At 48.6% G+C, this 19585-nt stretch carries 20 protein-coding genes; 9 read left to right on the forward strand and 11 right to left on the reverse strand.

Annotation, left to right across the window (positions count from 1 at the left end):
- Positions 1-19: 19 nt before the first annotated feature.
- The 3 genes from E6W40_RS25080 to E6W40_RS25090 are packed head-to-tail and all read right to left on the reverse strand — an operon-like array spanning position 20 to position 2951.
- Positions 20-844, reverse strand: coding sequence for a carbohydrate ABC transporter permease (locus E6W40_RS25080; RefSeq protein ID WP_136608359.1), 825 nt, complete (start codon positions 842-844; stop codon positions 20-22).
- A gap of 18 nt (positions 845-862) precedes the next feature.
- Positions 863-1798 (reverse strand): carbohydrate ABC transporter permease, encoded by a 936-nt coding sequence (locus tag E6W40_RS25085; RefSeq protein ID WP_136608360.1) that lies wholly within the window; start codon positions 1796-1798, stop codon positions 863-865.
- A 16-nt stretch (positions 1799-1814) separates the two neighbouring features.
- Positions 1815-2951 (reverse strand): ABC transporter substrate-binding protein, encoded by a 1137-nt coding sequence (locus E6W40_RS25090; RefSeq protein WP_246073179.1) that lies wholly within the window; start codon positions 2949-2951, stop codon positions 1815-1817.
- 392 nt (positions 2952-3343) lie between these two features.
- Here E6W40_RS25090 and E6W40_RS25095 point away from each other — a divergent pair, with 392 nt between their 5' ends.
- The 7 genes from E6W40_RS25095 (at position 3344) to nagA (ending at position 11663) form a co-directional block, all read left to right on the forward strand.
- A complete protein-coding gene (locus tag E6W40_RS25095) occupies positions 3344-4363 on the forward strand; it encodes a LacI family DNA-binding transcriptional regulator (RefSeq protein ID WP_136608362.1) in 1020 nt (339 codons plus the stop codon).
- Between the two features lie 241 nt (positions 4364-4604).
- A complete protein-coding gene (gene efeO, locus E6W40_RS25100) occupies positions 4605-5471 on the forward strand; it encodes an iron uptake system protein EfeO (protein WP_136608363.1) in 867 nt (288 codons plus the stop codon).
- 4 nt (positions 5472-5475) lie between these two features.
- Positions 5476-6765, forward strand: a complete 1290-nt coding sequence (gene efeB, locus E6W40_RS25105) for an iron uptake transporter deferrochelatase/peroxidase subunit (protein WP_136608364.1) — start codon at positions 5476-5478, stop codon at positions 6763-6765.
- 53 nt (positions 6766-6818) lie between these two features.
- Positions 6819-8660, forward strand: a complete 1842-nt coding sequence (locus E6W40_RS25110) for an FTR1 family iron permease (protein WP_246073180.1) — start codon at positions 6819-6821, stop codon at positions 8658-8660.
- Between the two features lie 221 nt (positions 8661-8881).
- Entirely contained in the window at positions 8882-9757 is an 876-nt protein-coding gene (locus tag E6W40_RS25115; protein WP_136608365.1) for a MurR/RpiR family transcriptional regulator, read from the forward strand.
- Positions 9758-9762: 5 nt separating this feature from the next.
- Complete coding sequence (gene nagB / locus E6W40_RS25120) at positions 9763-10491, forward strand: glucosamine-6-phosphate deaminase (RefSeq protein WP_136608366.1); 729 nt, start codon at positions 9763-9765, stop codon at positions 10489-10491.
- Positions 10488-11663, forward strand: a complete 1176-nt coding sequence (gene nagA / locus E6W40_RS25125; protein ID WP_136608367.1) for an N-acetylglucosamine-6-phosphate deacetylase — start codon at positions 10488-10490, stop codon at positions 11661-11663. Before nagB ends, nagA begins: the two co-directional genes overlap by 4 nt.
- A 148-nt stretch (positions 11664-11811) precedes the next feature.
- Here the strand turns inward: nagA and E6W40_RS25130 are convergent, their stop codons facing one another.
- On the reverse strand, positions 11812-12849 hold the full coding sequence (locus tag E6W40_RS25130) for a YhcN/YlaJ family sporulation lipoprotein (protein WP_136608368.1): 1038 nt from the start codon (positions 12847-12849) through the stop codon (positions 11812-11814).
- 102 nt (positions 12850-12951) lie between these two features.
- Positions 12952-13539, reverse strand: a complete 588-nt coding sequence (locus tag E6W40_RS25135) for a hypothetical protein (RefSeq protein ID WP_136608369.1) — start codon at positions 13537-13539, stop codon at positions 12952-12954.
- Between the two features lie 190 nt (positions 13540-13729).
- On the opposite strand from E6W40_RS25135, the gene E6W40_RS25140 reads away from it, so the two are divergent.
- Entirely contained in the window at positions 13730-14644 is a 915-nt protein-coding gene (locus tag E6W40_RS25140; protein WP_342774744.1) for an NAD-dependent epimerase/dehydratase family protein, read from the forward strand.
- A 68-nt stretch (positions 14645-14712) separates the two neighbouring features.
- Here E6W40_RS25140 and E6W40_RS25145 read toward each other — a convergent pair whose 3' ends face one another.
- Genes E6W40_RS25145 through E6W40_RS25155 form a run of 3 tightly spaced genes read right to left on the reverse strand, consistent with a single transcriptional unit; the run spans position 14713 to position 16529 of the window.
- Positions 14713-15099 carry a hypothetical protein gene (locus E6W40_RS25145; protein ID WP_136608371.1) on the reverse strand — a complete coding sequence of 129 codons (387 nt, stop codon included), beginning with the start codon at positions 15097-15099 and terminating at the stop codon, positions 14713-14715.
- Between the two features lie 14 nt (positions 15100-15113).
- Positions 15114-16175, reverse strand: a complete 1062-nt coding sequence (locus E6W40_RS25150; RefSeq protein WP_136608372.1) for a glycosyltransferase family 4 protein — start codon at positions 16173-16175, stop codon at positions 15114-15116.
- Between the two features lie 18 nt (positions 16176-16193).
- On the reverse strand, positions 16194-16529 hold the full coding sequence (locus E6W40_RS25155) for a hypothetical protein (RefSeq protein WP_136608373.1): 336 nt from the start codon (positions 16527-16529) through the stop codon (positions 16194-16196).
- 190 nt (positions 16530-16719) lie between these two features.
- Between E6W40_RS25155 and E6W40_RS25160 the strand changes: the two genes are divergently transcribed.
- Entirely contained in the window at positions 16720-17349 is a 630-nt protein-coding gene (locus E6W40_RS25160) for a DUF1796 family putative cysteine peptidase (protein WP_136608374.1), read from the forward strand.
- Between the two features lie 71 nt (positions 17350-17420).
- Here the strand turns inward: E6W40_RS25160 and E6W40_RS29620 are convergent, their stop codons facing one another.
- The 3 genes from E6W40_RS29620 to E6W40_RS25170 form a co-directional block, all read right to left on the reverse strand.
- Positions 17421-17588 (reverse strand): hypothetical protein, encoded by a 168-nt coding sequence (locus E6W40_RS29620; RefSeq protein ID WP_168929046.1) that lies wholly within the window; start codon positions 17586-17588, stop codon positions 17421-17423.
- A 44-nt stretch (positions 17589-17632) separates the two neighbouring features.
- Positions 17633-18853, reverse strand: a complete 1221-nt coding sequence (locus tag E6W40_RS25165; RefSeq protein WP_136608375.1) for a glycosyltransferase family 4 protein — start codon at positions 18851-18853, stop codon at positions 17633-17635.
- A 236-nt stretch (positions 18854-19089) separates the two neighbouring features.
- Positions 19090-19527, reverse strand: coding sequence for a hypothetical protein (locus E6W40_RS25170; protein WP_136608376.1), 438 nt, complete (start codon positions 19525-19527; stop codon positions 19090-19092).
- Between the last annotated feature and the right edge of the window lie 58 nt (positions 19528-19585).

Genomic DNA, 19585 nt, shown 5'->3' on the forward strand with positions numbered 1-19585 from the left:
CGGTATTCTCCCCTTCTCTTTACTTCATGCCCGTCATCGTCAGGCCTTTGATAAATTGCTTTTGGAATATGAGAAACACGGCAATTACCGGAAGCGTAATCAGCACGGCCGCCGACATCACGACGTTATAGTTGACCATATGCGTTCCGTTAAAGTAAACCAATGCCAAAGGAACCGTCATTTTGCTCTCGTCGTTTAGAATAATAAGCGGCCATAAATAATTGTTCCAGGAATTCATAAAGGTAAAAATGCCGAGAGCAGACAGCATGGTCAGAATGAGAGGCGCAATGATCCGAACCATCAGCCGCAGTTCGCCTGCACCGTCCATTCTTGCCGCATCCAGCAGATCCTGCGGGATATCCTCAATAAACTGCTTGGCGAGAAAAACGCCGTAGGAGCTTACCAGATTCGGCAAAATAATAGCCATCAACTGGTTGACCAAACCTAATTTCGCCGTGATTAGATATGTCGGAATCATAATAACCTGAAAAGGAATCATCATCGTCGCAAGGATTAGAATGAACAGAAGCTTTTGTCCCTTGAATTGATGTTTGGCAAAAATATAACCGGCTAGAGCACTAGTAAAAAGCGTCGCTGCCGTAATCACGATGGAAGTCACCGCACTGTTCATCAGCCATCTTCCGAAAGGCGCATCCACCAGCACGGTGCGATAGCCCTCCAGACTGGCCTTACTCGGTAAAAAAGTATGTGACCCGGATACGATCTCCATGTTGCTTTTTAAAGAAGATAAAACCATCCATGCATAAGGCAGCAGCATCGCACAAGCGGCTACTATCAACACCAGCATAATCAAGCCGTCCAACCATTTATTTCTGCGGTGCATTCGCTCTGGACCCCCTCGTCAATATTCCCACTCCGTACGCCCCCATTTGAGCTGCAGTAAGGTAACCACTAAAATGATCATCAGAAACACGGTAGCCATGGCCGACGCATACCCCATGTTGGAGTTGGAAAAGGCCTGCTCGTATATGTGCAAAGCCAGCACCCTTGTTTCATTAAACGGTTCTCCCTTGGTCATGATCTGGAACTGGGCGAAAGCCTGAAAATAAGAAACGACAGTGGTAACGGATATGAACAGCATCGATCTGCGGAGCAGCGGAAGCGTAATGTCCTTGAAGATATGCCAGCGGCTTGCTCCATCCAAAATGGCGGCCTCATAATACATTTCCGGAATCGAATCCAGACCTGCGATAAAAAGGACGATATTGTACCCGATATCTGCCCACAACGTCATCATGATGACCGAGTACAGCGCATAATGCGGATCGCTTAACCACTGTATCGGGGCCATATGCATCTTGTCGAGCAGGATATTAAACAATCCGTGATTGAAATTGAACATGGTGCTCCAGACGATTGCCGTACCTGCAAGCGGTGCGATTGTCGGAAGAAAAAACAACGTGCGCATCAAGCTCCGCAGCCAGCCGGACCGAATCCGCTGGATCGCTACGGCGATCATCAACGTGATGATGATGTTCACCATAACGGCAATAATGACAAATTTAAACGTGACCCAGAGCGATTTCAGAAAAACCGAATCGCCGAGCATACGGATATAGTTGTCGGCCCCTACGAAGAGAGCGCTTCCACTAAGCGGGTTATATTTAAATACCGATAACCCCAGACTCCATCCGATGGGAAGAAAGGCAAACACGCCGAACAGCAGCAGAACGGGAGCCAGCGACAGGTAAATGAATTTCCTTCCGTTTTTTCGGCCTGGCCGTTCGATCCCGGGCTCAATTCCTTTATTTCTGCCTGTTGCAGTGTCAAGATTCATGCTCGTTCCACTCCGATCATTTATGTTGATCCTGACTTTCGTTGATGGTTTTCTCTATATTCTGAAGTCCCTTTTCAACCGCTTCCTGCCCGGTGGCCATCAATTGGAAGTGATCATTAATCGTTTTGAAAAAGAAATCCCGGTCAGCAATCGGACCGATCCATTTCCCCAGCTGCAAAATATCAAGTGAAGTTTTCATATAAGGATTTGATTTGAGGAATTCCGGATTTTCCGCCACTGCCTTTTTGGCCGGAACAGTGAACGTGCTTTGGTTCCATGCAAGCAAATTGTCATTGGAGGACATGTAAGTAATAAAGTCGACGGCTGCTTTCTGCTGCTTGCTTTTCTCCGAGGCAACAATGCCCCAGCCTGACTCTGCTGAAAATGAAGGAGGATTCGTTGTAAAGGAAGGCACGGGTACATACTCAAAGTCTTTCACTTTGTATGTATTCAGCCCGGCAGCTACGGTCCATGGACCTCGATAGGTCATTGCCGATCTGCCTTGAAAGAAATAATCGGAAGTGTCCAGCTCGCCGCCGAACGTCGTAAGATCTGCCACTTTGTCGTTGGCAACGAGGTCGGTTAAGGCCGACATCGCCTTCTGGGCTTCTGGTGTCTGGAAATTAACATGGTCGTCTTCTCCCCAATATTTCCCGTTTTGCTGCAAAATCATAGACAGAAATGTGAACGTAATATTGTCGCCGGAAACGAAGTCAAAACCCTTGACCTTGATTCTCTTGCCGTCACGAACCGTCAATAGCTTCGCATCGGCCACAAGCTCATCCCATGTAGCAGGAGGATTGGCAATTCCATGCTCTTTCAACATTTCAGGATGGATTAACATCCCGCCATTCTCAATATTAAATTCGAGCGGCAGTCCATACAGCTTGCCATTCAGTGTGTATCCGCCCAATGGCGCTTCGTAATATTCCGTTTGCAGCTGTTCACTTCCCGGAATTTCCGCAAGCAGGCCGTTTTTCGAATACTCCGGAACCCAGGTGCCGAACATTTCTGCGATATCAGGCGGACTCTTTGCGGAAAAGGATGCTTTAAGCTTCTGGTTGTACACGTCATAAGGAAAGGTCTGGTAGTCAATGCTCACATCCGGGTGAAGCGCTTCGTAGTCTGAAATGACTTTTTTATATGCATTCATGAAGGCGTCTTCCTGATGGCTCCAGAAAACAAGTTTTACTTTACCCTGGCTACTGGAGGGTGATGAATCGGCTTTCGAATCATTTGCGCAACCCGTTATTGCAAAAATTGTGCAAATAATTGCAAAAACACTGCAAAGTTTTATAATCCGCATTAAATTTACCCCTTTCTTTTGATTAAATCTGCTTCGATCATCTTGATTACATGAAAATAATACCTCTGCTACAAACTATAGTCAATCATAATTATGCAAATTTATATGCAAATTATCTTTGAAAATTGCTGCAATATTTCTCGCAAATAAGTTGACCTTTGCCTTTTTTTTACTTAACATAGAGAGTGAGATTATCATTCTGCTCTACATCTTATATGAAATTGAAGGCAGGTCATATCATGCCCACATTAAAAGATATAGCCGAACGTGTCGGCGTTTCGATCTCCACCGTTTCCCGCGTTCTAGCCGACGAGTCTAACCGCTTTTTTAACAGTGAAACGAGACAAAAGATTTGGGACGCAGCACGTGATTTGGGTTATACGGTTAAGCTTCCTGCCCAAGAATCCGCTTCGCAGGTCAAAAAGATCGGATGCATTGTATCCACCATGCAAGGGCGGCATTACCATCCTTATTTCTCGGTCATTTTTGAAGGTATCGAAAAGGAATTGTCCCAACAAGGAAACAAAATTGCTTTCACTCTTACACAGGAAGATTTGAAAAAACCTGAAGTTTTGCAGCAAATTACAAGCGAGGATCAAACAGATGGCCTGATTATCATTGAAGGCATCGAAAATAAACTATACAGTCAAATCAAAAAACATGTTCAACATATCGTTGGCATCGACGTGTCCGATCCAAGCATCCCTACGATCTCTTATGACCGCGTCGAAGCTGCCCGTGCAGCTGTTCAGCACCTGATTGATCAGGGTCACCGCGAGATTATGTTTATTGGGGGAACCGGATTATCCGGGGAATTTGATCGGGAGAAAAGATTCCGCGGCTACAAGCTGGCACTGGAGCAAGCCGGGATGACAGTCCATCCGCGTCATGTCCTGAATGCGGAGTGGGAGCCGGATAACGCTTATCATCTCGTTCTGAAATACCTTGATAAGCCTGGCGGCCAACTGCCGACAGCCGTTTTTGCAGCCAGTGACATTATGGCGATGGCGGCGATGCGTGCCATTTCGGAGAAGGGCTACCGGATACCGCAGGATTTTGCCATTATCGGTTTTGATGACAATGAGCCGTCCCGCTATACCGTTCCTCCGCTTTCGACGATTCATATCCCGACGCTCGAAATTGGAAGCGTGGCTGCACGAACGATCCTGCAAAGTATTCAAGCGCCATATCCGCTGCCTATTAAGATCTTGCTGCCATTCCAGCCCATCTTCCGTCAGTCCAGCAATTGGAAAATATAACCGATAACTTAGAAGCCTCTCTTAGGGTGCTGAAGGAAAAAACCTTCTAGTCCGATAGAGAGGCTTTCTTAACGTGGCACCTGCATCTGTTGGCTGTCCTCCAACCTGTAAAATGACTTCAATAAAAAAATATTGACAGCAACCAAGCAACTCTATATTATTATTTCAGGCATGATACTGAGAATCATTATCATTTATATGTCAGGATACATATTTTTCATATAAAAAGGAGCTGCTTTTCTTGAAATACAATGTCATTCTTCCCACGGGTATACTGGTCGCCTCCCTGCTCTTCAGCGGATGCGGGCAAAAGGAAAACGTCGAAGCTGATCCTACGCCTGCCGCACCTGCCACAACGGAGACGAGTGCAGCTCCTGCTGCAGCCGATTTTACCGCTGCGATTGAGCAATATCGGAACTTCGCGGTTGAGCAGTGTGATCTGTTTGTGAAAGAAACGGAAAAATTCACAAATGCGGTCAAAGCCGGAAAGCTGGACGAAGCCAAAAAACTTTACGCACCTGCTCGTGCCTACTACGAGCGGATTGAACCGGTTGCCGAGGCTCTTGGCGATCTGGACCCGAACATCGATGCACGGGTGAATGATGTTGACGCAGCTGAATGGCGCGGTTTCCACCGTATTGAAAAGGCTCTTTGGGAAGACAAAACAACCGCCGGGCAAGAAGGTTTTGCCGACCAGCTGTTGAAGGACGCTCAGCTTCTCAGAGCAAAAATCGAAACGATCGATATCGACGCCAGCTTGATGGTTACCGGTGCTGTGGAGCTTCTGAATGAAGTATCCTCCTCCAAAGTGACCGGCGAGGAAGAGCTTTACTCCCATACGGATTTGTATGACTTCGCCGCCAACGTTGAAGGTGCCAACAAAATTTTCGAAATTTTGAAACCGGAAGTGGCAAAAAAGGATGCTGATCTGGAAAAAGAAATCGGTGACCGCTTCGCCACTCTGAAGCAGGAGCTCGAAGCTTTTAAAAAAGGCGATGGCTATGTGGATTACACCGAGCTGAAAGATGATCAAATCCGCAAGCTCAGCCAGAACCTTGATGCGCTAGCTGAACCGCTGTCCAATATGGGCAAGATTTTGGGAGTGTAAACACATGTCAGACCGTAATAAGAATTCAAACGATGATTCAATTATGAAGAAACCAATGACCCGCCGTGACGTCCTTCGTCTGGCGGGTACTGGAGGTCTTGGACTTCTTCTTGGAGGCGGCGCCATTGGCGGCCTGTTCACGGCGGAGAATAACCGTAAATCAGAGGCAGCCCAGGCTCCGGCAGCGGAAGACCGTATTCCTTTTTATGGCCATCACCAGGCGGGCATTATCACTCCCGCGCAAAATTTCATTTGTTTTGCTGCATTCGATGTAACCGGAAGCGGCAGCCATTCACTGCAAAAGCTGTTCCGGACATGGACGGCTGCGGCTGCGGCGATGGCCGAAGGCAAACAGGTCGGCGAGGAAAGCGATAATCACAACCTGCCGCCAGTCGACACCGGTGAATCCGTTGGACTGAATCCATCCCGCCTGACGATCACCTTCGGAGCAGGAACTTCACTCTTTGACGACCGTTTTGGTTTGTCCTCGAAGCGCCCTCCTTCCTTTAAAGAGCTGCCAGCCTTTAACGGCGAGCAGCTGGAACCGCAATGGAGCGGAGGCGATATCGGAGTGCAGGTATGCGCTGACGATATGCAGGTAGCCTTCCATGCGGTCCGTAACCTGGCCCGAATGGCGCGCGGAACGGCAGTTCTGCGCTGGGTACAGGAAGGCTTTCAGCGTTCAACCCAAGCCGATCCGTCCGGAGGGACTCCCCGTAATCTGCTCGGCTTTAAGGATGGTACGGGTAATCCTGCTGTTACCAGCGGGCAGGACATGGATAAGGTTGTCTGGGCGCAGGGCAGTGACGGGGCTGCCTGGATGGGGGGCGGCAGTTATATGGCAGTCCGCCGCATCCGGATGCGCATTGAAATTTGGGACCGCTCAAGTCTGAAGGACCAGGAGGATACCTTTGGCCGTTATCGTGCCAGCGGTGCCCCTCTCGGCTCCAAAAATGAATTTGATCCTGTTGATCTCAGCGCGAAGGATGAGAAAGGGAATCCTCATATTCCGGCAAATTCCCATGTTGCTCTTGCCCGAGGAGACGGCTCTCTCCAGATGCTTCGCCGCTCGTACTCCTACTCCGGAGGCATCGATCTCAAGACTGGACAGCTTGACGCCGGGCTGCTGTTTATCAGCTACCAGCGCGACTTGATCAAACAATTCGTTGCTATGCAGCAGAAGCTCTCGAAGAGCGACCGCTTGAATGAATATATTTTGCATGTGGGCAGTGCCGTATTTGCATGCTTTCCAGGGGCCTCCAAGGGCGGATACATCGGAGACACCTTGTTCTAGAGCTGATTGACTTACACCTGTTCATTAATTTGCTTTAAAGGAGATCACAGCATATGCGGCCAAGAAAACATTTCATGCCATATAATCAACATAATAGAAAAAGACCTGCCGCGTTGGCCTTTCTGTTCTTAGCCATGCTCCTCGTTCTCCAATGGGCTGCGGCACCGGCGTTTGCAGAGACTGCACCCGCCTCATCCGTTGACCCTCTCCTTCCAGCTGTAGGCAGCGCCCTTGTGGAAGCAGGTCAGCAGCAATGGAAAGAAGCTGCCGGGGATCTTCAGCAGTTTAAGGAGCAATGGCTTCTCGTTAAACAAACGGGAAGCCAGGATCTCGCCGATGCTGAAGCCCAGGTCGATGCTGCCCTGACGGATGCTGAGTCAAAACTTCAGGCAGAAGATGCCGGATCCAAGCAGGCTCTTTCCGTACTGGCCAAAGCGGTCAATGCATACGTGAATGCATCTGCGGAACAGCAAGGCGGCAGCAACAAGGCATCCGGCGGTACGGAAGCCGCCGGTAAGCTCATCCCCTTTGCCAAAGAGAGCCTTGCTGCCATCGAGAGCAAGGACTGGGTCAAGGCCAAGTCCAGCTATCAAAACATTGTCAACGCATGGCCAAAAAGCGAAACACCCATCCGCAGCGAAAACTTTACCGTTTACGGTCAACTGGAAACGCAGATCAGTTTAGTACGAATTGCCCTGCAGGCTGACCCGGTTCGCGAAGAGCAGGCAGCACAGGAAATGAAGAAGCTGCTCACGCTCCTGACCGATTATACGGAAGGAAAGATACAGAATACCGGCTCAGCTGAAAGCGGAAGTAACTATACATTGTCCGATCTTCTGGGCGTTCTGGAAACCGTCCGCCAGCAGACTGTGGACGGTCAAAGTGATAAGGCTGCAGATAATATGAACAAATTTATCGCGGCATGGCCTTCCGTCGAAGGCGAAGTCCGTATTTCTTCGCCGGCCCTGTACACCGAAGTCGAGAATCAAATGTCTGAAGTTTCAGGATACCTGCTATCATCCCCTCCACGTGATAAGGAAGCATTAGCCTTAATCGAAGAAATGAAAACTTCTTTGACACCCATCGCGGGAAGTCATAGCTATACCGTTTGGGATGCTGCACTCGTGCTGCTCCGTGAAGGTCTGGAGGCCATTCTGGTCATCGCAGCACTGCTGTCCTATCTGAAACGCAGCGGCAATAGTGCGGGACGTAAGTACATATGGTCTGGTGCTGGCACCGGCTTTGTCCTGTCGATTATTCTGGCGGTTGTACTCACCTACACCATTTCCCAAGCGGCTTCTGGCAGCGCCCGTGAAATGATTGAAGGTATCACCGGTCTGGTTGCTGTTGTTATGATGATTACGGTCGGTCAATGGCTGCATAACAAGTCCAATACAAAAGCCTGGAATCAATATGTAGGCAAGCAGGTCAGCAACGCCCTTGCCAAAGGCAGCCTCTGGTCCCTGTTCTCTGTGGCTCTGCTGGCCATTTTGCGGGAAGGGGCGGAAACAACCATTTTTTATGTTGGTATGGCTTCCTCCATCCCGATGCTTCAGCTGATTCTAGGCGTCGTGATCGCGCTTGTCATTCTTGCCATTTTGGGATATGCGATTATTGTCCTCAGCGCCTCGTTGCCGCTTCGGGCCTTTTTCCTGGGAGCCACGCTGCTGATATATTATCTGGTGTTCCGCTTCCTTGGCGACAGCATTCACTCCCTGCAGGTTGCGGGCCGTTTGTCGGCACATTCTCAGTCTTCCCTGCCATCTATCTCATGGCTCGGCATGTACCCAACCTGGGAAACCTTTATACCGCAAATGATTATTCTGGCCTATATTGTATGGCAGATCTTACGGCAGGAAGTTGGGAAATCAAAAAAAACGCGTATTAGTGCTTAATCGCTACACCGTCATATTTTATTTCGAGTCAAAGCCCGTGTTCCCATGAACGCGGGCTTTGTCATTTCCTGGGGAATGGCTGTCCAAATAAATCCGGATTGCCCCTTGTCACCAGGAGACTTTTGACCTATGATGAGGTTAGACATAAAAATAATTTTCTCATTATGAAAAATAATCACTAAAATAATTTTCACTCATTCCATGAGTAAGGAGGTCCTTTCGTGGCACCTATCTTGTATGCCCTGGCACAGGAAAAAGAAAAACTGTCCCAGCAGGAACGCCGGATTGCCGATTTTATTCTCTCATCCCCGGCGGAAGTCGTGCATATGGGAATCAAGGAGCTGGCCGAGCAGTGCGGAACCAGTCCTGCCACGGTGACCCGCTTTTGCAAGGTATTCCATTTAAAGGGTTATCCCGATTTGAAGGTCAAGCTGTCCGCTGAAATTGCCCATACGGAAATGCAGGAACGAAGTCAGGCTTCTTCCTACCAGGACATCGTTGCCAACAACCCGTTATCCCAAATCGTGGAGGCTATGGAAGCCAATCATCTCACCTCCATCCGGGATACCACTTCACTGCTGGATATGGATCGGCTCTCAGAGGCCATTACGCTGTTGTGTAAGGCACAGCGGATCGATTTGTATGGTGTGGCAACCTCATCGGTTGTTGCACTCGACTTTTATCAGAAGCTGATCCGCATTGGTAAAAACTGCACCGCCTTCGCAGATCCCCATATGCAGATCACTTCTGCTTCGACGCTCACGGAACGGGATGTGGCTGTCGCCATTTCATATTCCGGGGAAACCGAGGAAACGCTCAATGCGCTGGCCTGTGCCAAAGACAGCGGGGCTCAGGCGATTACTCTTACTTCTTACGGCAGCAACACGCTGGCATCCATGGCCGACATTCCCCTGTTTGTTTCTTCTCTTGAGGAAGGCATGCGCAGAGGTGATATGGCTTCAAGGGTGGCCCAGCTTCATATTATTGATATTCTTTTCATGGGCATGAGCAGCGAGCAGTTCGGACAGTATGTTCCCAAGTTGGAGCAATCCTATCAAAATGTCCGTAACTACCGAAAACCAAAAGGAGGTCATTAACAAGTATGAACATCTACACATTTAAGCAGGAGTCCGATTTTATTGCCACCGGAGCGAGCCTCATTGCAAGTCTGCTTCACACGAAACCAAGGTCGGTGCTTGGCCTTGCGACAGGTAGTTCGCCGATTGGTATCTACAAGCGTCTGATTGAAATGAATCAGCAGGGACTTGTCAGCTTTGCCAAAGCTTCCAGCTACAATCTGGATGAATATGTAGGTCTGCCAGAGGGTCATTCCGAGAGCTACCGTTATTTTATGAACGACAAGCTCTTTAACCATATCGATATCAAAATGGAGAATACGCATGTACCTAACGGTAACGCCGCAGATCTCGAAACCGAATGCAGTAAGTATGATGCGATGCTGGAAGAGTATGGCCCGGTAGATCTTCAGATTCTTGGACTGGGACATAATGGACACATCGGATTTAATGAACCGGATGAAAGCCTTGTTGGCGGGACACATGTCGTTGAGCTTCAGGAAAAAACACGCACTGCAAATGCACGCTTCTTCCCTTCACTCGCTGACGTGCCAACTCAGGCCGTTACGATGGGCGTAGGAAGCATTTTGAAAGCCAAGCAGATCCTGCTGCTCGTTCGCGGAGAAGATAAGGCTGAAATCGTCAAACGGGCTTTGAAGGGGCCGATTACGTCCCAATGCCCGGCATCACTTTTGCAATGTCACCCTAACGTTGTCGTGTTACTGGATCAAGGAGCCGGGAGGTTGTTATCATGAGTGAAGTATCAGGCCAATTGCTGTACGGAAAGGTCGTTATTCCAGGCGGAGTGATTGAAGAAGGCGTTGTCGCCATTCAAGACGGCAGCATTGTCTATGCGGGCGAGGTTCAAAATCTGCCGGAGCGTTGGCAGGTGTTAAACCCGGAAAGCAAAAAAACAGACGGATACATCGTTCCAGGCTTCATCGACGTCCATGTGCATGGGGGCAGTGGCGAGGATTTCATGTATTCAGGCAAGGAAGAGCTTGATAAAATCACCTCATTCCACTGTTCTCAAGGGACAACAGCCATGCTTGCCACCTCGATGACCGCTCCTAAAGCATCGATTGATAAGGTGCTGAAGGAAGTCAGTGAGTACCAACAACAGGATATGCCCTACACCATCATCGAAGGCGTGCATTTGGAAGGACCTTTTATTAGTCCGAAATGGCCTGGTGCCCAAAATCCGGAGCATATCGTCATTCCGAATGTGGAATGGATGGAAGCCTGGGAAGCTCAGTATCCTGGATTAATTAAACAAGTTACCCTGGCTCCAGAGCGCGAAGGTGCGTTGAACGCAATTGCCTGGATGGATGCGCATGGCATCAATGCCGCCCTGGGTCATACGGATGCAACTTATGAGGAAGTGGAAGCAGCGGTGGAAGCCGGTCTCCGTCAAGGCGTGCATACGTTTAATGCCATGACACCGCTCCATCACCGCAAACCGGGAACAGCCGGCGCCGTTCTTAGCGATGACCGGATTCATGCCGAAATTATTGCCGACGGCATTCACGTACATCCGGCCTGCATTTCCATTCTCGCTAAATTAAAAACCAATGATAATCTCATTCTGATTACGGACGCAATGTCCGCTGCGGGTATGCCAGACGGCGACTATACCATTGGCGACCTGCCGGTGGAAGTCAAAGACGGGATCGCCATGCTGAAAGGTGAATCGAACAGTCTGGCCGGAAGCACACTGACCATGATCAAGGGCTTCCGCTATCTGGTTGAAACCGTAGGCTTGACCGTAGAGCATGCTTCCCGCGTTGCCAGCTATAATCCAGCCAAACGTCTTCGTATTCAAGACCGTACAGGTACGCTGGAAGCAGGTAAGCAGGCCGATGTTCTATTGCTGGATGACAGCTTGAACATTCAAGGCGTATGGGTACGTGGACGCCAGGTATTTTAATTCTTTCCTACACAACAATAATGATTCATTAAAGACCTCTGGATTGTTCATATCTGGAGGTCTTTTTATTTTGATCATGGTATGTCGTAATTCTGAGTCAAAATAAAAAAGCAGTCGCGTTTAGGCGCGAAGGCTGCTTTTTCATTGGTTACTGCATCATATGACGGCCAGCAGGCGTTTTGCCGAGTGGTGCGGACGGTGTGTTACCCATTGGAGTCACACGGTTCGTATTTGTATTGGTATTAATATTGTGATCAGTTCCAGTGTGCATCGGGAAAATACGTTCAAACATGGTTGAAAGCTCGGATACCATACCTTGAATCGGATGGCCGTTTTTCACCTCGGTTGCATAATTGCTGACCCGTTGGACAAAATCAGGATTAGCAGATACATATACATTGGTGATACTTGGATCTGCCTTTTTGATAACATCGCTGATTTTGGTTTTGATTTCTGCACTCACATTGTCCTTATTCTCGGATAAGGTTTCATTCGTGCCAGAGGTTCCCGATGTCGTAGCATTGAATCCATTGCTCTTCGTAATGGGTTCGCCAGAGCTAGTAGTATAATTATGCAACCGGCTTGTTCCGGTTCCCATATCCGTTCCTGTCCCTGTCCCTGTGCCATTTCCAGTCACGCCGCGCATAATGCCATAACTGCCGGTCCCCATCGTGCCGTACAAACCGCGGTTATTGGCGCTCGTTGTGCCGCTGCCAACGCTGTTATTATTAAAGCTGCTGTTGTTCATCGTTCCGAAGCTGCTGCTGCGGAAATTGCTGTTGGTACTTTTCATACCATAGTTCCCTGTGATGCCTTTGGTTCCCATATGGCCTTTGGTACCGTCTTCCAGAGTTACGGCCACATATGCACTATTGCCTGTATGCAGCACATTTGCGGTACGTACTTCCTTCAATGCTGCAACCTTATCTGCAAGCTCTTGGGAAGACGTCAGGTTGCTCGTGTTATGTCTTGCTCCATCCGTACTATACGTCGATAAGCGGTTTCCGTCTCTTAAGGAATTCACATTCAGGCGTCCGTTCATTCCGTTCAGCCCGCGGGCATCATGGACATTTTTGGTGCGAACATTGGTGTTGGCAGGCTCTTTCGTTGTACAACCAGCCACACCAGCCACGCTTACAAGCAGTGCAGCGGATATCGAAAGACTAATCGCTTTGGATCGCATCATGAGTTCATCCTCCGTTATGAGTTTGATGTAGTAACATCATTTAGGATGACCGTGCGATCATGACGCTATGCTGAAAGGATTTGGCATTCCGATGCCTTCATGTTATTCTGCAGGTGATGCAGTCTTCAACTGGTCGATTTCCTTTTCCAGCTGCTGCACATCCTTTAAAGCTACTGGATATACCATGGATTCCCCAGCCGGAATGATCCAAAATGTCTCCGGATACGCTGGTTCGACCGCGATCTGGTACACCTTATCACCGCTGTCCGGACCACTCAAGAGAGTGACCGTTGAATCGATGACTTCGGCTTTTAATGAAGAAGCTTTTCGTGAGGAATCCGAATCCTTGGTCAGCATCGCATTCATTTTCGAAATGATCATATCCGCATGATCAGTAGTAACCGGTTCTCCGTTCAAAGTCCATCCGCTATCCGCCACATTCTCTTCTGTACCTGACCGTTTGAGGATCCATGAAGTTCTTTTTCCATCCCACTCAACGGAGGTCACATCCTTGTTTATCCAAACTTCAGTTTTTCCTGCTCCAGGTTGTTCCTTTGTCTCTGACGGTGAGGAAACGGTACCTTTTGGATCTGGATCCTTCGTTTGATAAGGACGGACAAAATAGGCTGCGCAGGCAATCAGAACCATACATATAACGATGATGATGGCGGGTATCCATTTTTTATTCAAACTCTTCATCCCCTTTCCTATAGACCTATACCTCTATTAACATGTTACCCCAGTAACTGATCTTTACTACCTTCATTCCTATAATTCCTGAACTCCCCCCTGAAATAGGGAGATGCCTAATGCCAATAATTTGCCTTCCACATAGGATAGATTATAACCCATCCTTCAGGAGGTAATGACATTGAATACGGTGGTGGTAACAGGCGGAGCCGGATTTATCGGGTCTCATCTTGTACAGGAACTGGTTGAATTGAAGCAGCATGTCCATATCATCGATAATCTGTCCACCGGCTCGGCTGGAAAGGTCCATCCCGCTGCTGTTCTGCATGTTGAGGATATACGGAGTCCAGCGGCTCTTCAGACAATCATCTCCTTGAAGCCGGATACGGTATTTCATTTAGCGGCACAGGCGGATGTCCAGCAGTCGATAAGCAATCCAAGGCTGGATATGGAGATCAATGCAGGTGGAACTTTGAACATGCTGGAGGGCTGCAGGAAGGCTGGCGTCCGTAAATTCATTTTTGCTTCGACATCGGGAGTGTACGGCAATCTGGATAAGGACTTGCTGGACGAAACCGACAAGGCTATGCCTATCTCATTTTATGGCTTGTCCAAATATGCAGCTGAACATTATATCCGTCTTTATGGCCAATTGTTTGATGTCGATTGGACGGTTCTGCGCTTTGCCAACGTCTACGGTCCCGGTCAAACCTCCAAAGGCGAAGGCGGAGTTGTTTCCATTTTCCTAAACCAGCTCCTGCAGGATAAGCCCCTTACAATTAACGGAGATGGAGAGCAGACCCGCGACTTTATTTATGTAAAAGATGTGGTTTCGGCACTTTCAGCAGCCCAAAGCTCAGACAGCCGCGATATACTTCATGTCAGCACCGGCGCAGCAACTTCCGTCAACCGGCTGGTTGCCCTGCTCAGGCAGTATCACAGCCAGGACATCACTACTCATAACCGATCCGCAAGGGCTGGAGATATCCGAAACAGCTGTCTCTCGAATGACCGGATCCGCAGCAGCCTACACTGGAAGCATCAGTTCAGCATCGAGGAAGGACTCCGGGAAACCTATCTTCATTTCATCAAACCCGTATCATGAACGTCATCGAAAGTGTGTGGCCGATCCATGCATTATTTAACAACGGGTCGGCCTTTCCGTCTTACAAGTCATTCCGGAGAAAATACGCTTCCCTCCAAAGCATACGCGACGAGACGCGCTTTCTGTTCGCTGGAGCGTACGGTTAAATAGAAATGACGCATGCTGCTGTCTGCGACCAGTGTGTGACTTTCTCTCGTGCGGGCCTTGGCAAAGCAGGTTTCCAGTGTCCAGTACACGGCAGGTCCATCAGGCATATCCCTTCTCAAAAAGAACTCAAGCTCCCCGAGATCACACATCGGTTTTAACCAGGATGCATCAATGGCCAGAACGACCCGATCTCCTTCAGAAATCCCTTCCAGCGTAACGGAGGTCAGTACAATCTCATCAGCCCCTACTACAAACGAGTCAAATGAACCCGCCCCGGCTTCCTGCCTGGTTTTATACTTGAGTGTCATCGTCACCATCTCCCCTATATTTGATTCAGCATGCTTATGAAGCTTAAACAATATAAATGAGGATTGAACTCGGTTTGCAGCAGCCTGAGAGCGTTGTTCCGGATGTTTTCCCTGCGTTCGGTATTGATCATCAAATCCAGTGCTTCCTGTACCGCCTGCGCGATATTGCCAAGTGTATAGCTCTTGCCGGTGGCGTTATGACGGATAAATAATGCCACTCCATCTGAATTCGTAGCGAGTACCGGACATCGGCAGCTCATGGCCTCCAGGACGGATAAAGGGCCTCCTTCCACCTTGGACGTGGAACACATGAGCCCGCCCGAATCGCCAATAGACGAAAAAAAATTCTGCATCTGGACATTGGCCACATTCGAACGAAGAGTCAGGCGCGGACGGAGCCCCAGATTATGGACCATCTGCTCAAACAGCTCGCGTTCATGGGGATCGGACAGATTGGGATCCTCAAACATCCACAGGCTCACATCAGGAATGTAGTAGGAGAGCTGATGTCCGATATGGAGAAATTCCCTCCAGTTTTTATTATCCTCCATCCGCCCAAGCCAGGCGATAATCGGGTGCTCCGGTTTGACAGCCGGCCGATACGTAAAAGCTTCGGAATCAAAGCAGTTTGGAAAATGAAACTGGGGAATATGGGGAAACAATTCCTGGAACAATGCGGCTATATGCGGTGTGCAGGGATTAAGTAATGCATCGGCATATCTGTTCACATAAGGCAGTGCTTCAATCAGCTGCTTTCTGGCATTTTCCTTTGCACCATAGCCTTGAATTTCCAGCACCAGCTTACCTGTATAGCCAAGTTCTCTGAATCTCGGAAAACTGGTATGGTCCGTTGTAACCACGATCACATCATAGTTTCCGGAAGTCAGTATGCCGCGAATTTCATCATCGTTATTGGTGATATACATCGGAACTTCATCATTGTTTTGCACTCCCGCCCCCCAAAAGTAATAGAGGCAGGAAGCATGAATTCCATATTTTTTCAGAGCCTTGCACCGCAGCCGGTTCAGCGTATCCATACCGCCGCTAGGCACATAGAACACAAACAATACATTCATGTCATATCCCTCCCCCGTTTATAACGTACGGATGGTATCCTCCTGTGTATATAAAGCAATCAAATTGCCATGATCGCGGACTCTTACGGTTGCCCAGGTATGGTCGTAATGGTTCACATTCGTTACCAGTACAAGCTGAAAAGGCAGATATCCCGTCAAAATATGATATAGGTGTACGGTACTGCCCGGACTTACATGAATTAGCTGTACATAAAAAAGCCCCTGATTGCCATAGCCGTGAACGAGCATCTCAAAACCTTCACTTCCGCCGTTGGTTACCTCAATATCACAGGATTCAATATAACGGCAATCAATTTGGGAAAAGGGCGCTGCTTCGAGTCGTAATATGGACATAACCCATCCTCCTGAAATCAAGTCATATCCCATCGTATGATTTTCCCGGCCAATGGTACGGGCGTATGGCTTTAGCCGCTTACCTAAATATCAGACAGGAGTAAACGAGCATACAGGCGAACTTGGAGCAAAGTGCATTTACTATAGAGTGAAGCATTCAAAATTTGCCTATGAAAGGAAGGGCTCAAACATGCGGATAGCTGATCTCAAAGGGACCTACGATGCCATTTTCAGCCTTGGAGATTTATGTCTGGCTTCAATGCAGCTTGAGAAGTTCGATCTGCGCCCCTACGCCGGACCGCTTGATTGGATGGCTACTCACAATTTGGCTGACGTGAATCGCCTGCTCCGGAACCATTTCGCCAATTTTATGGAGTACAACAATCTGGTCGTTGAAAAACGGATCAGTGACCAGCTTTATCTGGTCAGAGAAACCAACTATGATTTCCTCTCGAATCATGACTTTTTTACGCACAACAACTTTCCTCCCTATCTCGCCGCATACCCGGAAGTAAAGGCAAAATATGACCGCCGTGTACAGCGCTTTATGGAGAAAATGGCTTACAGCCCCAACATCCTTTTTATCCGGACCGAAGGGTCCTTTGAGCATGCACAGGAGCTTCAGACCGTCTTATCCGGCCTAGTAGCACATGATTTCAAAGTCCTGCTTATCAATCACACCGCCGTCCCCAACGTGGTGGAGACAGACTGGCCGCTTGAAAAGATTTGCTCTATTCAATTGCCCAACGACGAGAAATGGGATGGTAACGATCATCTCTGGGCAGACATCTTTAACGGGATTCATCTAAACGAAGATTAACTTAACCAAAGGGGCCAGCCCATAAAGCAGATATCCTGCTTACAGGCAGCCCCTTTTTTTCACGAATATGATCAATCAAAGGCCAAAACTTCCATATCGGGAAGGGTATAATTCCGGGGTAATTGTTCAAAAATCCGGTTCCAAACTGCATAGTCCACCAGTACATCGATATGTGATGACTGCACCGCAAAGATCCGGTTATACAAATCGCCGATGACCATATATGGATCTCCTGGCATGGCTCATCCTCCCTTCATCTCTCATGCTCATGTAAAATCTAGATTTATAGGCTTGAAGCCGCCCTTTCGTACGCATTCAGCAGCCTTGCAATCATTTGATCCATGGACCAGTGCTTCTTAGCCCACTTAGCTGCATTTTTCCCCATCTTACGTCGGTATTTATCGTTTTCGAGGAGCATATTGAGATGCTGCGCAAGTGTCAACGGATCCTTTACCGGCGAGATCAATCCCGTTACGCCATGCTCAACCATCTCTGGCAGCCCTCCGGCATTCGAGACACATGCAGGCAGTCCGGCTATCTGCGCCTCCATGACCGAGAATGGCTGATTATCCTGGATACAGGAATGCACAAAAATATCAGATTGCATCAGCAATGCCGGGATATCACGCCGTTCACCCATGAAAATCACATCATCCAGCAAGGAAAGGCCTGCTGTCTGCTGCTGCAGTTCTTCACGCTTTTCCCCTTCTCCCACAATCCAGCATACCCAGTCATTCCGCATATATTTCAGCATCCCAAGCGCGGAAATCAGCACGTCGATCCCTTTAACAAAGGCAAGCCTCGCAGGGAAAATGATGACCTTCTTACCTGGCGGCTTTTGCACATCGGTTCCCAACTGCGCGCTTTGCCAGAACGGGATGGTATTAAGTCCGTACTGAAAAACCTCAATCCGCTGCTCCTGCACGCCGAAATCATGCACGAGCTCATGTTTCTGCCACTCGGTGGAAGTGATCGTTAGCTGTCCTGAAGAAGCGCCATAATATTCTATCGAGTTAAAATATTTCCATGCGGGCGAATGCTCCTGAACCCCAAGCTGCGGATTCAGCCGAAAGTGATTATGCAGCTCACCACTGACGGAACCATGAACCTGAACGACCAGCGGGACATGCGCAGGCTTCACACGGTTCAGGGCTCTTGCCGCAAAAATATCCTGTGTATGAATAACATCATATTGCCCCAGACCAAAATAGGCAGCTGACAGCTCCATATTGTAGCGGTCTTCTTCATAGAAATTGATTATCGGATCACGATGCAGAAGCGGGGTATGGGCTGCCGACAGCTTTGCAGATAATAAAGGCCGCAGGGCCGCCTTGTGCAGTTCCTGGCCTCGGTTGATGATATGGAATTTCGAGTAGTCCGGGCTGTTGCCGAGCAGATCAACCTGATGTCCCATCGCTTCGAGCCGTTCCTGAATCTGCAGCATATATTTCCATACGCCGCCGACATGGGGAATCAGCCAGTAGGTTGCCAGTAATATCTTCATGCCTTCTCCTTTCCATGGGTCCGGCAGGGCCGGATTCATTAAGGGTAATCCATCATTAGCGGACAATATACTATATTGATAAAAATTCAGTTACGACCCGACTCTTGAACCCATCAACCATAAAAAAACCATCTATCGACTATCCTCCGCTGGTCTAATATACATAAAAATTAAAAAAGGGCACCGGAAAACCGGTGCCCAAAACTGATATAGCTAGAAAAAGTTATCATTTGATCTTAGTCTGAGTATGCCACAGCCTGGAAGCTCTCCGGTCCAACCCGGGTAGGGACTACCGCAAGTCCTTCCGGAATGCTGATAAAGGCCTGATAGACAACGAATTCGGGGTTAGTCGTAAGCAAATCCGCCCCGGATATCGTAAAGGCATCGGTCGTAAGCAGCAGTGTCCCTACAGGAAGAGTTTCTGTTGCAGTATAGACGGGGAAGGACACACCGCTGACGACTCTAACGATCGTGATTGTAACCGGAACAAGGACAGCAACAATCGCACTCAGCGTAACCGTAGCCGAAAAATGCACGGAAAGATTCGGACCTGCGGCAGCGGTATTCAGACCCAAAGATCCGAACAAAGCCGGTGTGGTGCTCGCCGGAATGGAAATAGCTCCATTCGTAGAGCTGTTTTGCGAGATCTGGCTATCAACCAAAACGTTTGGCATAGGTATTACCTCCTTTCATACTATAAGTATGCAAATCTTCGAATCTCGCTTGGACGAA

It is taken from the genome of Paenibacillus dokdonensis (genome assembly GCF_004916975.1).
Lineage (GTDB): Bacteria > Bacillota > Bacilli > Paenibacillales > Paenibacillaceae > Paenibacillus_AQ > Paenibacillus_AQ dokdonensis.

Bases quoted from the DNA above. Each gene is read 5' to 3' on its own strand.
- E6W40_RS25085 (WP_136608360.1), bottom strand. From the start codon at position 1,798: ATGAATCTTGACACTGCAACAGGCAGAAATAAAGGAATTGAGCCCGGG.
- E6W40_RS25170 (WP_136608376.1), bottom strand. From the start codon at position 19,527: ATGCCAAACGTTTTGGTTGATAGCCAGATCTCGCAAAACAGCTCTACG.
- E6W40_RS25110 (WP_246073180.1), top strand. From the start codon at position 6,819: ATGCGGCCAAGAAAACATTTCATGCCATATAATCAACATAATAGAAAA.
- E6W40_RS25165 (WP_136608375.1), bottom strand. From the start codon at position 18,853: ATGAAGATATTACTGGCAACCTACTGGCTGATTCCCCATGTCGGCGGC.
- E6W40_RS25130 (WP_136608368.1), bottom strand. From the start codon at position 12,849: ATGATGCGATCCAAAGCGATTAGTCTTTCGATATCCGCTGCACTGCTT.
- E6W40_RS25155 (WP_136608373.1), bottom strand. From the start codon at position 16,529: ATGTCCATATTACGACTCGAAGCAGCGCCCTTTTCCCAAATTGATTGC.
- E6W40_RS25080 (WP_136608359.1), bottom strand. From the start codon at position 844: ATGCACCGCAGAAATAAATGGTTGGACGGCTTGATTATGCTGGTGTTG.
- nagB (WP_136608366.1), top strand. From the start codon at position 9,763: ATGAACATCTACACATTTAAGCAGGAGTCCGATTTTATTGCCACCGGA.
- E6W40_RS25160 (WP_136608374.1), top strand. From the start codon at position 16,720: ATGCGGATAGCTGATCTCAAAGGGACCTACGATGCCATTTTCAGCCTT.
- E6W40_RS25150 (WP_136608372.1), bottom strand. From the start codon at position 16,175: ATGAATGTATTGTTTGTGTTCTATGTGCCTAGCGGCGGTATGGATACG.
- E6W40_RS25095 (WP_136608362.1), top strand. From the start codon at position 3,344: ATGCCCACATTAAAAGATATAGCCGAACGTGTCGGCGTTTCGATCTCC.
- E6W40_RS29620 (WP_168929046.1), bottom strand. From the start codon at position 17,588: ATGCCAGGAGATCCATATATGGTCATCGGCGATTTGTATAACCGGATC.
- E6W40_RS25145 (WP_136608371.1), bottom strand. From the start codon at position 15,099: ATGACACTCAAGTATAAAACCAGGCAGGAAGCCGGGGCGGGTTCATTT.
- nagA (WP_136608367.1), top strand. From the start codon at position 10,488: ATGAGTGAAGTATCAGGCCAATTGCTGTACGGAAAGGTCGTTATTCCA.
- efeB (WP_136608364.1), top strand. From the start codon at position 5,476: ATGTCAGACCGTAATAAGAATTCAAACGATGATTCAATTATGAAGAAA.
- E6W40_RS25090 (WP_246073179.1), bottom strand. From the start codon at position 2,951: ATGAATGCATATAAAAAAGTCATTTCAGACTACGAAGCGCTTCACCCG.